The sequence below is a fragment of the Streptococcus mitis NCTC 12261 genome (genome assembly GCF_000148585.2).
Taxonomy (GTDB): domain Bacteria; phylum Bacillota; class Bacilli; order Lactobacillales; family Streptococcaceae; genus Streptococcus; species Streptococcus mitis.
Genome location: NZ_CP028414.1, coordinates 1426298 through 1439264, shown reverse-complemented (window position 1 = coordinate 1439264; position 12967 = coordinate 1426298). Strand labels below are relative to the sequence as shown.

Here is a 12967-nt window from a genome sequence, read left to right as displayed (position 1 = left end):
ATATGGAAAAGAGATTAAGGTTATTTCATTTTTCTAAAGATCAATACGGAGAACCGTATTATGTACCAGGTATAATTTTTGACGATTCTTTCGCAGAGTTCAGTAAAATTGTAGAAGATTTAGATTCTAGAATAAATAAATGTATTGATGATAAATATGCTAAGAATATCAGATTTAAGACACCTTCTTCACAGATGGTAACAAATGTATCAGAGATTTTTGAAAATGAAGAGAATTTCGATAGAAACTCAGAAGACATTGCAAGTAAATTTCAAGACTCAATAGGACGTAGGTTTCAAAATGATTTTTATTTAGTAGTACTTACAACTGAAATTGAAAGTAGAGAAGTCCTTTTTCTTGTTAAGATGGAAACAGGAACTGCTATCCAGGTAACTGATGAAAACACATTAACCACATTAGACAAGATTCTTCCAGATAAGAAATCAAGACTTCAAAAGGCTACTGTAATCTACAAAGATAAAACAATCCAGTTTAAAGAAAATAGAGAAGAGCCGAATTCAGAAAGAGAAAATATCCACTCAAGAGTTTTGGATAGGACTGACGAGAATATTTCTGGTTATTTCTTCACAAAATTTTTGGATAGTAATAACGTTATAGATGATGAAGATTCAGCAGCTAGAATGGCTATACAAGCGATTGAAACTGTCGTTAAACCATACATAAAGTCTGAAGTGAGTCCAGAAATTGTAAAAGAAAAGTTAACAAGTTTTTTATCTCAGAGAAGAGATACATCATTTGAAGGGCTGATTCAAGAGGTTAGTGATGTATTAAACTTTAATATAGAAAATAGAGAAACAGATATAGAAAAATTATCACAGGAAGCATATGATTTAGCGAAAAGAAAAAATAATACTGTTGTAGCTAGTTTCGTAGCAAAGTTATATCGTCCACCTAAAGTAACATATGTAGCTCAGGGAGATGAACAACAAATTAAAATAAGCTTTCTTAAAAGTCTAGAGACTCATAGAGATGTTTATTGGGATGATGACGACGACGATTTTTACGTTTTAAAAATTAACAAAGAAGTAATTACTCTGATTGAGAGGTGATTACATTGATTAAAGAACTTATTAAATATATTGACGCTTTCAATGATGTTGTCGGACGTATTAATATTGATTATAAAGAAAATAAGTTTATCTACATTTTAGAGTTCGAAATTTCAGAGAAAGAGTTAGATAGTTTTAAGGAAAAGATCAATAGTTATAAAATAAATGAACTGGATATAACTTGTAATAATTACCCGTTGGAGTCCTGTAAAGAAACTAAGGAAATCAATAGGGTTGCTGTAACAATGAAACAAAACCAATTTCCTTTAGAGGACCAATCATTATATTTTAGAAACAGCAATGACTTTTATACATTTGAAAAAAAGTTTTTAAAAAAGACAACATTCAAAAGTCTAGAAAATAGGAATACAAAGATAAGAATTTGGATTCCAGAAGAAAATAGTGATATATATTCGCCTGTTTTTTCATTTTATGAAGAAAGTTTAGAGATACCTGATATATTAATTTCAAAAACGGAATTTAATCATAATATGCTTTGCGCTCTTCCTAAAATAATTTCAGATAGAAATTTTGATGAATTTAAAATCGAGACACTTGATGGTTTTCTAAGTATAGTTTCGGAAAGAAAAATATCCAAAGATGAATATATTATAAGTTTTGAAAAAAATGCTATTTTAGAAATGAATAGTATTGAAATAGATAATATAGGTTTATTTGGTGTTCTCAATCAATTATTTGATTTTATTTTTTATGATGACAAAACTTATTATGAAAAGTTGATAATTTTTAGAAATGTTTTTTCTGAATTTATCAAGCGACAAAATACAATTAATAATATGGATTTTCAATATATTTTAAAAAATGTACAATCGAATTATAATTTATTTATCAATGATAAATTGAAAAAGTTTATATCTGATAAACAAAAGTTAACAGAAGATTTTTCAAAACTGCAAAAAGAGATTTTGATTAGTATAAAAAATATTTCTAATACAATATCTCAGCAATTTTTAGTTTTAATTGTAACAATATTAACTACCTTTATTTTTAAAAATTTTAATACAAGGCTAGCGATGTCTTTAACTGTATATTCTGGGATATTTTATTTAATTTGTATAATTATAGTAAACAAAGTGAGAGGATGGAGTTTTGATTCTAAATCTATAATATCAGAGTGCAATGATATTGATAAAAACTATAATATGTTGTACAGTATAGATGAAAGTTATATTATTGCTTTGAAAGAATCTGAGGGCTATAAAACAGAATTAGAAAGGTTGAAAAAAATTGAGACCTTATATAAATGGTTGATTTATAGTCTTTTATTCATTTTGATAGTTATATTGATTCTGATTTATAAACATAATGAATTGTATGATCAAATTAATTTGTATAAAGAAATAGTTGATTTGTTACTACCTTAAAATTTAAAAAAGAGCAACATTCTCAAAAAAAGAAGCAAATAGATTGAAATGGTTACTTTATATACGTTCTATTGAGGAGATTGATTTTACTGAGGTGGAAGAATGGATAAGTGAAGGCAGATTTGGAGACTAAAATGAAAAAGAGTTTTTCGAACTCAGAGAAAGAAATTTTAGATTTGATATATATTCCGATTGAGCAAGTTACTAATTTAGTTGGAAGCTCGGTTCAGTATTGTAACAATATTCTTGTCAGAAAGAATGAATCGAATTATTTTGTTGTGAATGATAATATCTCAGAAATTGAATTTCCGGATGAATGTGAAACAGGCTATATTGAGTGCCACTCAAGAGATGAATATGAAAGACCTATTGGAGCTAAATTTTTTATCAAACAAGGAGATGGGGAATATAAGAGAGGTAATACAGTTAACCCTTCTTTTTGGGACATCTTAAACAAAAATGATGATTATGAAAGTTTTTTTCATAGAGGACATATCATAGCTTCGGTATTTGGTGGAGACAAAAAAATTCCCAATACCAGAAATAGAGGGAAATTATCCCAGTTCATTCAGACGAAGTGGAGCAACGAGAATGATTACGGGTTAAATCCATACTGTCAATGGCGTTTTGAAGAGAAAATTAAAGAAAGAGTAGTGACAGATTCAGTTTGTATTGATTCTCGTCTCATTTATCGAAATAAGGCAGATAAGATTCCAATTGGAATACACATGCAGGCAGTAACAAAGAGCGAATCTCTATTCAATGTCTTTATTCCTAATATTGATCCAAATATAAAAATAAATTATAAAAAATGCACATTTAAATTAAATAAGTAATCGCATCCAAGTAAAATATAACTTTGTTTCCGTATTTCCTGGGAACTAGTAGAAAGTTAGGAGAAATATGGGAAACAACAACCAACGTGCCCTTTGCCAACAACTCTGGGCTAGAAACAAATACCTTGTCTTGAGCCATTCCAGCAATATTTACAATGAGATTCGCCAATATCTCAAGCAAGAAGTGGTGGAGGTGAGTCAGGTTCAAGAGATGATTGACCGAGCTTGTCAAATCCCAGAACATAGGGGTCAGGTTTGTAATGCCTTTCAGCATATTTGGGGCTATTTTAAAAAGAAAGCGACAGATGCTGAGCGCAAGGACTACATGATCCTGCTGGATCGCTACCGCTTTGGTCAGGCTTCCAAGGAAGATGTAATCGCTAAGACTCGAGACTTGCTTGATTGCTATCCAAATACCTACTTGCAACATTCGACTTTACTGAAAGGAGACTCCCATGAGACTTTGGCATGAGACTTTGATTTCACAACTTCCCCGGCCTCAACTTTTGGGGCAACATCGAGAGTGTTGCGCCCTGCGTGGCAATGGTTGGGGCAGAAAGCATGCGACGGTGGATTATGTCTTTACCCACTCGCCCTATCGTCTCTATGCCTATCATCGCTTGATTATGGAGGAGATGGCTGACCGTGGCTACAATGTCAGTCCAGAGTGGTTGGATAAAAACTATCGTGGTAAGACCTGCCCTACTTATCAAGAATTAGTAGAGGAAAAGTTGACTAGTCCTATATACAGCGAACATGACGCAACCTACTATGAGGAGTGTCTGGCAAATCTCCGAGAGAAGGGGATAGAGCTGGAATAATAGTAAGGATTGCCTTCAATTTATAACTCTTCTCGTATTTTTTCGAATAATAAAGATGAGACCTTTGGAATTTTTCTAAGGTCTTCTTTTTATGAATGTTAGGATTTACTTTTAATAACTTTTAAGTTATAATTAAATTAGAAAGAGGTTGCTAGGTGCATACGATTTACTTCTATAAGGACAAAAATGGAAATGAGCCAGTCTTGGATTATATGAGAGAATTGGCCTGTCGTAAAAGTAAGGATAGCCGCATCAAACTCAATAAACTAAATGACTATATCGAGTTACTTAGTCAGCAAGGGACCAGAGCTGGGGAACCTTATATGAAACACTTGGAAGATGAGATATGGGAACTAAGACCTTTGAGAGATCGAATTTTATTTGTAGCGTGGCTTGATGGTAGTTTTGTTCTTTTACATCATTTTGTCAAAAAGACTCAGAAAACTCCTAGAAGAGAAATTGAAAAAGCCAAGCGTGAACTGAAGGACTTAAAAGAAAGAGGGGTAAGTGATGAAGAATAGTGCTATTGGGAGTAACTGGAAGGATGTCAGGTCAGAACTCTTTACCAAGGAGGAAATACTTGAAAGTGATATGCGAGTGGCTATCATGAGTGAGTTGATTGAAGCCAGACATGAGCAAGGAATCAGCCAGAAAAAGCTAGAGGAACTCAGTGGAGTGAGCCAGCCTGTCATAGCTAGGATGGAAACAGGAAAGACAAGTCCTCAGTTGGATACAGTCTTGAAAGTTTTAGCCAGTTTAGGAAAGACACTAGCAGTCGTCCCACTTGAACAGAGAAAGAGTTGATAGGAAGAAGTTGGAAAACTTTAACAAATTTAACAGTTATAGTGCCTCAAGTGTATAATATAGAAAAATTATGCTTTATTTATATCAAGTGCGAACGAAGTGAGCTTTTAGCGGATATTTCCCGCTATAGTGGTATTCTAGATAATAATTTATTATTATCTAGAACGGAATTTTTGAGACATTCTGGCTCAAAAATTAGGGATGAAATTACGAAGTGAGTTGCTCCCGTCCGCACTTTTCAGGGAAATATCAGAATTACAAAAGAAAAATCAACCTATAGTCTTTTCTAATAACAAGTCATAGTCACTTATAAGAATTACTAATAACACGTTTGAAGAGCCTAACTGCAATAGAGCTATAAAACAAGATATACAAAGGATTTGAGGCATGTGTCTCAAGTCTTTTTCTTTTGTCTAAAATAGAGGTATAGTTTCAAACTATATCAAAGCCTAATTTTTTACAATTATACAGATGATTTCTTTTCTGTTAAGATAGTTTCAACAACAAATTTTGGAGGACACATCATGTCAACTACAATCATCGGTTTCCCTCGTTTGGGAGAATTCCGCGAATTAAAATTTACAACTGAAAAATACTTTAGAAAAGAAATCTCAGAAGAAGAACTCTTGGCAGCAGCAAAAGACTTGCGTGCTAAACACTGGAACATTGTCAAAGAAAAAGGCATCACTGAAATTCCATCAAATGACTTCTCTCACTATGACAACTTCCTAGATGCAGCTTTCCTTTTCAATGTGGTACCTGCTTCAGTTCAAAACCTGGACTTGTCTGACCTTGAGCGCTACTTCGCTTTGGGTCGTGGTTACCAAGGAGAAAAAGGGGACGTTCGCGCCCTTCCAATGAAGAAATGGTTCAACACCAACTACCACTACATCGTTCCTAAGTTTGAAAAAGACACTCAAGTCAAACTTGCAGGTCACAAGATCTTCGATGAGTTCCAAGAAGCAAAAGAACTTGGATTGAACACTCGTCCAGTTCTTGTAGGTCCATTCACTTTCCTTCAATTGTCAGACTTTGAAGAAGGTGTGAAAGCAGAAGACTTCGTAGACAGCTTAGTGGCTGCTTACCAAGAAGTTTTTGCAAAATTGGCTGAACTTGGTGCAACTCGCATCCAATTGGATGAAGCGGCTCTTGTAAAAGACTTGACAGCTGAAGAAAAAGCTCTCTTCTTGAACCTTTACAATAAACTTTTGGCTGACAAAAAAGGTCTTGAAGTCTTGCTTCAAACTTACTTCGGAGATGTTCGTGACGTATACGCTGACCTTGTAAACTTGCCAGTAGATGCTATCGGTCTTGATTTCGTTGAAGGTAAGAAAACTCTTGAATTGGTTAAAGGTGGTTTCCCAGCTGATAAGACTCTTTATGCAGGTATTGTCAATGGTAAAAACATCTGGCGTAATAACTACGAAAAGAGCTTGGCTGTTCTTGAACAAATCCCAGCTGAAAACATTGTCTTGACAAGCTCATGCTCACTTCTTCATGTGCCATTTACAACAGCTAATGAAGAATTTGAACCAGCTATCTTGAACCACTTTGCCTTTGCAGTTGAAAAATTAGATGAGATCCGTGATTTGGATGCTATCCGCAATGGTCAAGGTGAAGAAGCACTTGCAGCCAACAAAGAACTCTTTGCGACTGAGCGTGTTGGTGAAAATGCGGAACTTCGTGCGCGTATCGCTGGCTTGACAGACGCAGACTACACTCGTTTGCCAGCCTTTGCAGAACGTGAAGCTATCCAAGAAGAAGCTTTCAAACTTCCAGCTCTTCCAACAACAACTATCGGTTCATTCCCTCAAACAAAAGAAGTTCGTGCTAAACGTTTGGCTTACCGTAAAGGTGAATTGTCTCAAGAAGAGTATGACGCTTTCCTTGCTGAAACAATTGACGAATGGATCAAATGGCAAGAAGATATCGACTTTGATGTCCTTGTTCACGGTGAATTTGAGCGTAATGACATGGTTGAGTACTTCGGTCAAAACTTGTCAGGTTACCTCTTCTCTAAAAATGGTTGGGTACAATCATACGGTATGCGCGGGGTGAAACCACCAATCATCTGGGGTGATGTAACTCGTCTTAACCCTATCACTGTTAAATGGTCTAGCTATGCACAAAGCCGTACAAACAAACCTGTTAAAGGTATGTTGACTGGACCAGTAACTATTCTCAACTGGTCATTCCCACGTGAAGACATCTCTATCAAGGATTCTACTCTTCAAATCGCTCTTGCTATCAAGGATGAAGTGCTTGACCTTGAAGCTGCTGGTGTGAAAATCATCCAAATCGATGAGGCTGCTCTTCGTGAGAAATTGCCGCTCCGTCGTAGCGACTGGTACGAAGACTACCTTGACTGGGCAATTCCTGCCTTCCGCTTGGTACACTCAACAGTAGCGCCAGACACACAAATCCACACTCACATGTGTTACTCAGAATTTACAGATATCATCCCAGCTATCGACAACATGGATGCAGATGTTATTTCCTTTGAAGCTAGCCGTTCAAACCTTGAAATCTTGGACGAACTCAAAGCGAAAAACTTCCAAACAGAAGTGGGACCTGGGGTTTACGATATCCACTCACCTCGTGTGCCAAATGAAGGCGAAATCGACAATACAATCGAAGCCATCCTTGCTAAAGTGCCGAGCAAGAAAGTTTGGATCAACCCTGACTGTGGTTTGAAAACACGTGGTATTCCAGAAACAAAAGAAAGCTTGATTCGCCTTGTTGAAGCAGCTAAAGCTGCGCGTGAGAAATTGTAAGATAAGGATTTCTCTAGAAGCGCTGTTTGGTCAATCTGCCTGTTTCACTTGGATTCTAGGAATCCAGCTAACGAAAAAAATCAACTAGAAAAGGATAATGACTATGTCACGCCAAACACCGTCACTCTCATTTGAAGTGTTCCCTCCAAACCCAGCCGTGGGTAATGATAAAATTATTTCTGCTCTTCAAGATATGCAGGAGTTGGCTCCCCACTTTATCAGTGTGACTGCCAGCAATAATAAATTTAATATCAAGGAAACGACGGTCCGTTTGGCCGACTTTATCCAAAATGACTTGGCGATTCCGACTATTGCTCACTTGCCAGCCATCTATTTGACCAAGGACAAGGTTGCTGAAACCATTGCTGATTTGGACAAGGTTGGAGTGCAGAAAATTTTGGCTCTTCGTGGGGATATTATTCCAGATGTGGAACCACAAAAGGATTTCCGCTACGCAACTGACTTGATCGAGTTCATCAAGGAACAAGCCCCTCACTTTGATATTGTTGGTGCTTGTTATCCAGAAGGTCATCCAGATTCACCAAATCAGATTTCAGATATTCAAAATCTTAAGAAGAAAGTGGATGCAGGCTGTTCGAGCCTTGTAACTCAGCTTTTCTTTGATAATGAGCGCTTCTATGATTTCCAAGACAAGTGCATCTTGGCTGGGATTGATGTTCCCATTCATGCAGGGATTATGCCAATTCTGAATCGAAATCAGGCTCTCCGCCTCTTGAAGACTTGTGAGAATATCCATCTTCCACGCAAATTTAAAGCCATCTTAGACAAGTATGAGCATGACCCTGAGTCGCTCAGAGCAGCAGGACTTGCCTATGCAGTGGACCAAATCGTGGACTTGGTAACTCAGGATGTTGCCGGTGTGCATCTCTACACTATGAACAATGCTGAAACAGCAAAATATATCCACCAAGCAACCCATGCCTTGTTTAATCACCAGTCTCTAGGATAATAAAAAGCAAACCATTCTTCTCAGGTGAGGGGAATGGTTCCTTTTTAATGGTAAAGGCCGCACTTTTTAAGAAAAATATGATAAAATAGACTCTGTACGTACTTGATACAAAGATGAGGGTATTAAATAATAGAATGCATTTAAACTGCAAGGTTTAGCGATATGAGCGAGTCAAATCGATATCATTTGACGAGAGAGTTAGTAAAGCATTTAGCTAATTGCCTGATAGCGATTAGCGTGAAAGGTTTAGATGCTTTAGTCTCAAACCTTTCTGATGATTTGTATCTTGAGTAATTGAACCCGGGCTAAATCCCTAGTGAAAAAGATAGATTTCCTGGTGTACATGGTACACTGCGTCAATCGAATGCTATCTTGTGTAATTGAACCCGGCCGAAAAGCTGTGTAAAAAAGATAAACTGTCTTGTCTTCATCGAAGACTTCGTCAGTTTCCTATTTTTACTTTGCTTTTGACGTCCTTGGTATCTTGATCTTTGTAGGCAAGGCGTATAATTTCATCAATCCAAAGGGGATTAAAATGACAAAACAAGTGTTTCAAACGACTTTTGCGGGTCGTGAGTTAATTGTAGAGACTGGTCAGGTTGCTAAGCAAGCAAATGGCTCTGTTGTTGTACGTTATGGTGAGTCAACTGTCTTGACTGCTGCCGTTATGTCTAAGAAGATGGCAACTGGGGATTTCTTCCCACTTCAAGTCAACTATGAAGAAAAAATGTATGCGGCTGGGAAGTTTCCTGGTGGCTTTATGAAACGTGAAGGGCGTCCTTCAACGGATGCGACATTGACAGCGCGTTTGATTGACCGTCCAATCCGTCCTATGTTTGCGGAAGGTTTCCGTAATGAAGTACAAGTCATCAACACAGTTCTTTCTTATGATGAAAATGCCTCAGCACCAATGGCAGCTATGTTTGGTTCATCCTTGGCGCTTTCTATTTCAGATATTCCATTTGACGGACCAATTGCTGGGGTACAAGTGGGATATGTAGATGGCCAAATCATCATCAACCCTACGCAAGAACAAGCAGAGCAATCGCTCCTTGAATTGACAGTAGCTGGTACCAAACACGCCATCAACATGGTAGAGTCTGGTGCTAAAGAATTGTCAGAAGAAATCATGTTGGAAGCTCTCCTTAAAGGGCACGAAGCAGTCAAAGAATTGATTGCCTTCCAAGAAGAAATCGTTGCAGCAGTTGGTAAGGAAAAAGCAGAAGTAGAATTGCTTCATGTGGACGCTGAATTGCAAGCTGAAATCATCGCAGCCTACAACAGCGACCTCCAAAAAGCGGTTCAAGTTGAAGAAAAATTGGCTCGTGAAGCTGCAACTCAAGCAGTTAAGGACCAAGTTACTGTTGTGTATGAAGAAAAATATGCAGACCACGAAGAATTTGATCGTATCATGCGTGATGTGGCTGAAATCTTGGAACAAATGGAACACGCAGAAGTGCGTCGTTTGATCACAGAAGACAAGGTACGTCCTGACGGTCGTAAGGTTGATGAAATCCGTCCTTTGGATGCGGTTGTTGACTTCCTTCCTCGTGTGCACGGTTCAGGTCTCTTCACTCGTGGACAAACTCAGGCTCTTTCAGTCTTGACCTTGGCTCCGATGGGTGAAACTCAAATCATTGATGGTTTGGATCCAGAGTACAAGAAACGCTTTATGCACCACTATAACTTCCCACAATACTCTGTTGGGGAAACTGGTCGTTACGGTGCGCCAGGTCGTCGTGAAATCGGTCACGGTGCTCTTGGTGAGCGTGCACTTGCTCAAGTCTTGCCAAGTTTGGAAGAATTCCCATATGCTATCCGCTTGGTAGCTGAGGTCTTGGAATCAAATGGTTCTTCATCTCAAGCTTCTATCTGTGCGGGAACTCTTGCCCTTATGGCTGGTGGTGTGCCAATCAAGGCGCCAGTAGCAGGGATTGCCATGGGTCTCATCTCAGATGGAAACAACTATACAGTCTTGACAGATATCCAAGGTTTGGAAGACCACTTTGGAGATATGGACTTTAAGGTTGCAGGTACTCGTGACGGGATTACAGCCCTTCAAATGGATATCAAGATTCAAGGAATCACTGCAGAAATCTTGACTGAAGCACTTGCTCAAGCCAAGAAAGCGCGTTTTGAAATCCTTGATGTGATTGAAGCAACCATTCCAGAAGTTCGTCCAGAATTGGCTCCAACTGCTCCGAAAATTGATACCATCAAGATTGATGTGGACAAGATTAAGATTGTCATCGGTAAGGGTGGAGAAACCATCGACAAGATTATCGCCGAAACAGGCGTTAAGATTGATATCGACGAAGAAGGAAATGTGTCTATTTACTCTAGCGACCAAGATGCTATTAACCGTGCCAAAGAAATCATTGCTGGTTTAGTTCGTGAAGCCAAAGTGGACGAAGTTTACCGTGCTAAGGTTGTTCGTATCGAGAAATTTGGTGCCTTTGTCAATCTCTTTGATAAGACAGATGCCCTTGTTCATATCTCTGAGATGGCTTGGACGCGTACCAATAATGTCGAAGACTTGGTAGCAATCGGTGATGAAGTTGATGTTAAGATTATCAAGATTGATGAAAAAGGACGTGTGGATGCTTCTATGAAAGCCCTTCTTCCTCGTCCTCCAAAACCTGAACGTGATGAAAAAGGCGAAAAGTCTGAGAGACCTCACCGCCCACGTCATAACAAGGACCACAAACCTAAGAAAGAATTTACAGAAACACCAAAAGATTCAGAATAAGAAAAGGAGAAATGTATGGGATGGTGGCGCGAAACCATTGATATCGTAAAAGAAAATGATCCAGCGGCCCGCACCACTTTGGAGGTTTTGCTGACTTATCCAGGTGTCAAGGCCTTGGCGGCCCACCGTCTCTCGCATTTTCTCTGGAAGCATGGCTTCAAACTCCTGGCTCGTATGCACAGTCAGTTTTGGCGCTTTTGGACTCAGATTGAGATTCATCCAGGCGCACAGATTGATTCAGGTGTCTTTATCGACCACGGCTCTGGTCTGGTGATTGGGGAAACAGCGATCGTTGAAAAAGGTGTTCTCCTTTATCACGGAGTGACTCTTGGTGGGACTGGTAAGGATGTTGGCAAACGCCATCCGACCGTTCGAAAGGGAGCACTCATATCAGCCCATGCCCAAGTTATCGGACCAGTAGAAATCGGTGAAAATGCCAAGGTCGGTGCTGCAGCAGTTGTTGTAGCAGACGTACCTAGTGATGTGACGGTTGTCGGTATTCCTGCTAAGATTGTCCGTGTACATGGTAAAAAGGATGAGCCGGTCATTCACGAAGTCGAAGAAAAACGAGAGTACTACGTCAATAAACTCGAGCAGGCTAAAGAAGCCAGTCACAGATCGTCTGGGTTGTAGAGGATACCTATATGATTCAAGCAAGAAACAAGTTAAGCCAAGAGGAGATATCTGAGGCGAAAAAACTAATTAACTGTTGCCAAAACTATGACGGTACCTATCGTGATCCCTATCTATCTAACATGCTTAATTTTGACCCAAACATGCCCGCCTTTTTCCTTTATTATGAAAAAGGCGAACTTGTTGGTTTATTAACTGTCTATGCAGATGATCAAGATGTGGAAGTGACGATACTGGTTCATCCAGCTCATCGCCGTCAGGGGATTGCGCGTGCATTACTTACTAGTTTTGAGAAAGAAACGGCTTCTTTCCCTATTCGTTCAGTTACTTTTCAGACAGAGCGTGTTTTTCTAGACCGCCATCCTGATTTTGTTAGCAACTGGGAATTGGTAGAGGATGAAGAGACAGAAACTTGGTTAGGTAAGGATAGAAAACCTTATCCGTTAGCAACTGTTTCCAATCTTGAAGTTTTGTTAGCAGATAGTTCGTATCAGGATCAAATTAGTCAGTTAAAATTTCAGGCATTTTCAGAGGAACATGAGTCTAGAGAGATTGTGGATAGATATGTCGCTGAAGCTCTGAAGGATCCAGAAAGTCGCTTATATATTTTGTTAAAAGACGGTCAGGTTATTGGAACTTGCACGGTAGATTTATCGACTAATACGAATTACTTCTACGGGTTAGCAATATCTGAACCTGAACGTGGGAAAGGCTATGGAAGCTACTTAGCAAAATCCCTTGTCAACCAACTAATTGAGCAAAATGACAAGGAATTTCAGATTGCAGTAGAGGACAGCAATGTAGGTGCCAAGCGCTTGTATGAAAAAATTGGCTTTGTCAAACAGACCCAGGTGGTTTATCTGAATGAGAAAGGAGCAAGGGATTCCGAAGTGTAGAGAGATTCGGACTGAAATTCAATTGAACT

Annotated in this window: 12 protein-coding genes; all 12 read left to right on the top strand. The window is 38.5% G+C overall.

Going from position 1 to position 12967, the window contains the following annotated elements; genetic code table 11:
• The first annotated feature begins 2 nt into the window (after positions 1-2).
• The 12 genes from SM12261_RS07285 (at position 3) to SM12261_RS07225 (ending at position 12938) form a co-directional block, all read left to right on the top strand.
• Positions 3-1070: a nucleoid-associated protein gene (locus tag SM12261_RS07285; RefSeq protein WP_000415506.1), complete on the top strand. Its 1068-nt coding sequence runs from the start codon at positions 3-5 to the stop codon at positions 1068-1070.
• Positions 1067-2455, top strand: coding sequence for a hypothetical protein (locus SM12261_RS07280; RefSeq protein WP_115262365.1), 1389 nt, complete (start codon positions 1067-1069; stop codon positions 2453-2455). Before SM12261_RS07285 ends, SM12261_RS07280 begins: the two co-directional genes overlap by 4 nt.
• Positions 2456-2589: 134 nt before the next feature.
• Positions 2590-3291 carry a DNA/RNA non-specific endonuclease gene (locus SM12261_RS07275; protein ID WP_000748126.1) on the top strand — a complete coding sequence of 234 codons (702 nt, stop codon included), beginning with the start codon at positions 2590-2592 and terminating at the stop codon, positions 3289-3291.
• A 67-nt stretch (positions 3292-3358) separates the two neighbouring features.
• Positions 3359-3763 (top strand): YbgA family protein, encoded by a 405-nt coding sequence (locus tag SM12261_RS07270; protein ID WP_000527884.1) that lies wholly within the window; start codon positions 3359-3361, stop codon positions 3761-3763.
• Positions 3747-4112 carry a TIGR02328 family protein gene (locus SM12261_RS07265; protein ID WP_001241814.1) on the top strand — a complete coding sequence of 122 codons (366 nt, stop codon included), beginning with the start codon at positions 3747-3749 and terminating at the stop codon, positions 4110-4112. The genes SM12261_RS07270 and SM12261_RS07265 overlap by 17 nt, the downstream gene beginning before the upstream one ends.
• A 155-nt stretch (positions 4113-4267) precedes the next feature.
• Complete coding sequence (locus tag SM12261_RS07260) at positions 4268-4633, top strand: type II toxin-antitoxin system RelE/ParE family toxin (RefSeq protein WP_000556942.1); 366 nt, start codon at positions 4268-4270, stop codon at positions 4631-4633.
• Entirely contained in the window at positions 4623-4916 is a 294-nt protein-coding gene (locus tag SM12261_RS07255) for a helix-turn-helix domain-containing protein (protein WP_000797746.1), read from the top strand. Before SM12261_RS07260 ends, SM12261_RS07255 begins: the two co-directional genes overlap by 11 nt.
• A gap of 524 nt (positions 4917-5440) precedes the next feature.
• On the top strand, positions 5441-7690 hold the full coding sequence (gene metE / locus SM12261_RS07250) for a 5-methyltetrahydropteroyltriglutamate--homocysteine S-methyltransferase (protein ID WP_000108228.1): 2250 nt from the start codon (positions 5441-5443) through the stop codon (positions 7688-7690).
• 103 nt (positions 7691-7793) lie between these two features.
• Positions 7794-8660 carry a methylenetetrahydrofolate reductase [NAD(P)H] gene (gene metF / locus SM12261_RS07245; protein ID WP_000089956.1) on the top strand — a complete coding sequence of 289 codons (867 nt, stop codon included), beginning with the start codon at positions 7794-7796 and terminating at the stop codon, positions 8658-8660.
• 535 nt (positions 8661-9195) lie between these two features.
• Entirely contained in the window at positions 9196-11409 is a 2214-nt protein-coding gene (gene pnp / locus SM12261_RS07235; RefSeq protein ID WP_000166429.1) for a polyribonucleotide nucleotidyltransferase, read from the top strand.
• A 15-nt stretch (positions 11410-11424) separates the two neighbouring features.
• The gene (gene cysE / locus SM12261_RS07230; protein ID WP_000539979.1) at positions 11425-12042 is read left to right on the top strand and encodes a serine O-acetyltransferase; all 618 of its coding nucleotides are present in this window, start codon (positions 11425-11427) and stop codon (positions 12040-12042) included.
• 11 nt (positions 12043-12053) lie between these two features.
• Positions 12054-12938, top strand: a complete 885-nt coding sequence (locus tag SM12261_RS07225; RefSeq protein WP_000613638.1) for a GNAT family N-acetyltransferase — start codon at positions 12054-12056, stop codon at positions 12936-12938.
• Positions 12939-12967: the final 29 nt, after the last annotated feature.

What these genes read in the sequence shown, in the direction of transcription:
- SM12261_RS07285 (WP_000415506.1), top strand. Translation starts at nt 3, where the DNA reads ATGGAAAAGAGATTAAGGTTATTTCATTTTTCTAAAGATCAATACGGA.
- SM12261_RS07275 (WP_000748126.1), top strand. Translation starts at nt 2,590, where the DNA reads ATGAAAAAGAGTTTTTCGAACTCAGAGAAAGAAATTTTAGATTTGATA.
- SM12261_RS07270 (WP_000527884.1), top strand. Translation starts at nt 3,359, where the DNA reads ATGGGAAACAACAACCAACGTGCCCTTTGCCAACAACTCTGGGCTAGA.
- SM12261_RS07265 (WP_001241814.1), top strand. Translation starts at nt 3,747, where the DNA reads ATGAGACTTTGGCATGAGACTTTGATTTCACAACTTCCCCGGCCTCAA.
- SM12261_RS07255 (WP_000797746.1), top strand. Translation starts at nt 4,623, where the DNA reads ATGAAGAATAGTGCTATTGGGAGTAACTGGAAGGATGTCAGGTCAGAA.
- metE (WP_000108228.1), top strand. Translation starts at nt 5,441, where the DNA reads ATGTCAACTACAATCATCGGTTTCCCTCGTTTGGGAGAATTCCGCGAA.
- metF (WP_000089956.1), top strand. Translation starts at nt 7,794, where the DNA reads ATGTCACGCCAAACACCGTCACTCTCATTTGAAGTGTTCCCTCCAAAC.
- pnp (WP_000166429.1), top strand. Translation starts at nt 9,196, where the DNA reads ATGACAAAACAAGTGTTTCAAACGACTTTTGCGGGTCGTGAGTTAATT.
- cysE (WP_000539979.1), top strand. Translation starts at nt 11,425, where the DNA reads ATGGGATGGTGGCGCGAAACCATTGATATCGTAAAAGAAAATGATCCA.
- SM12261_RS07225 (WP_000613638.1), top strand. Translation starts at nt 12,054, where the DNA reads ATGATTCAAGCAAGAAACAAGTTAAGCCAAGAGGAGATATCTGAGGCG.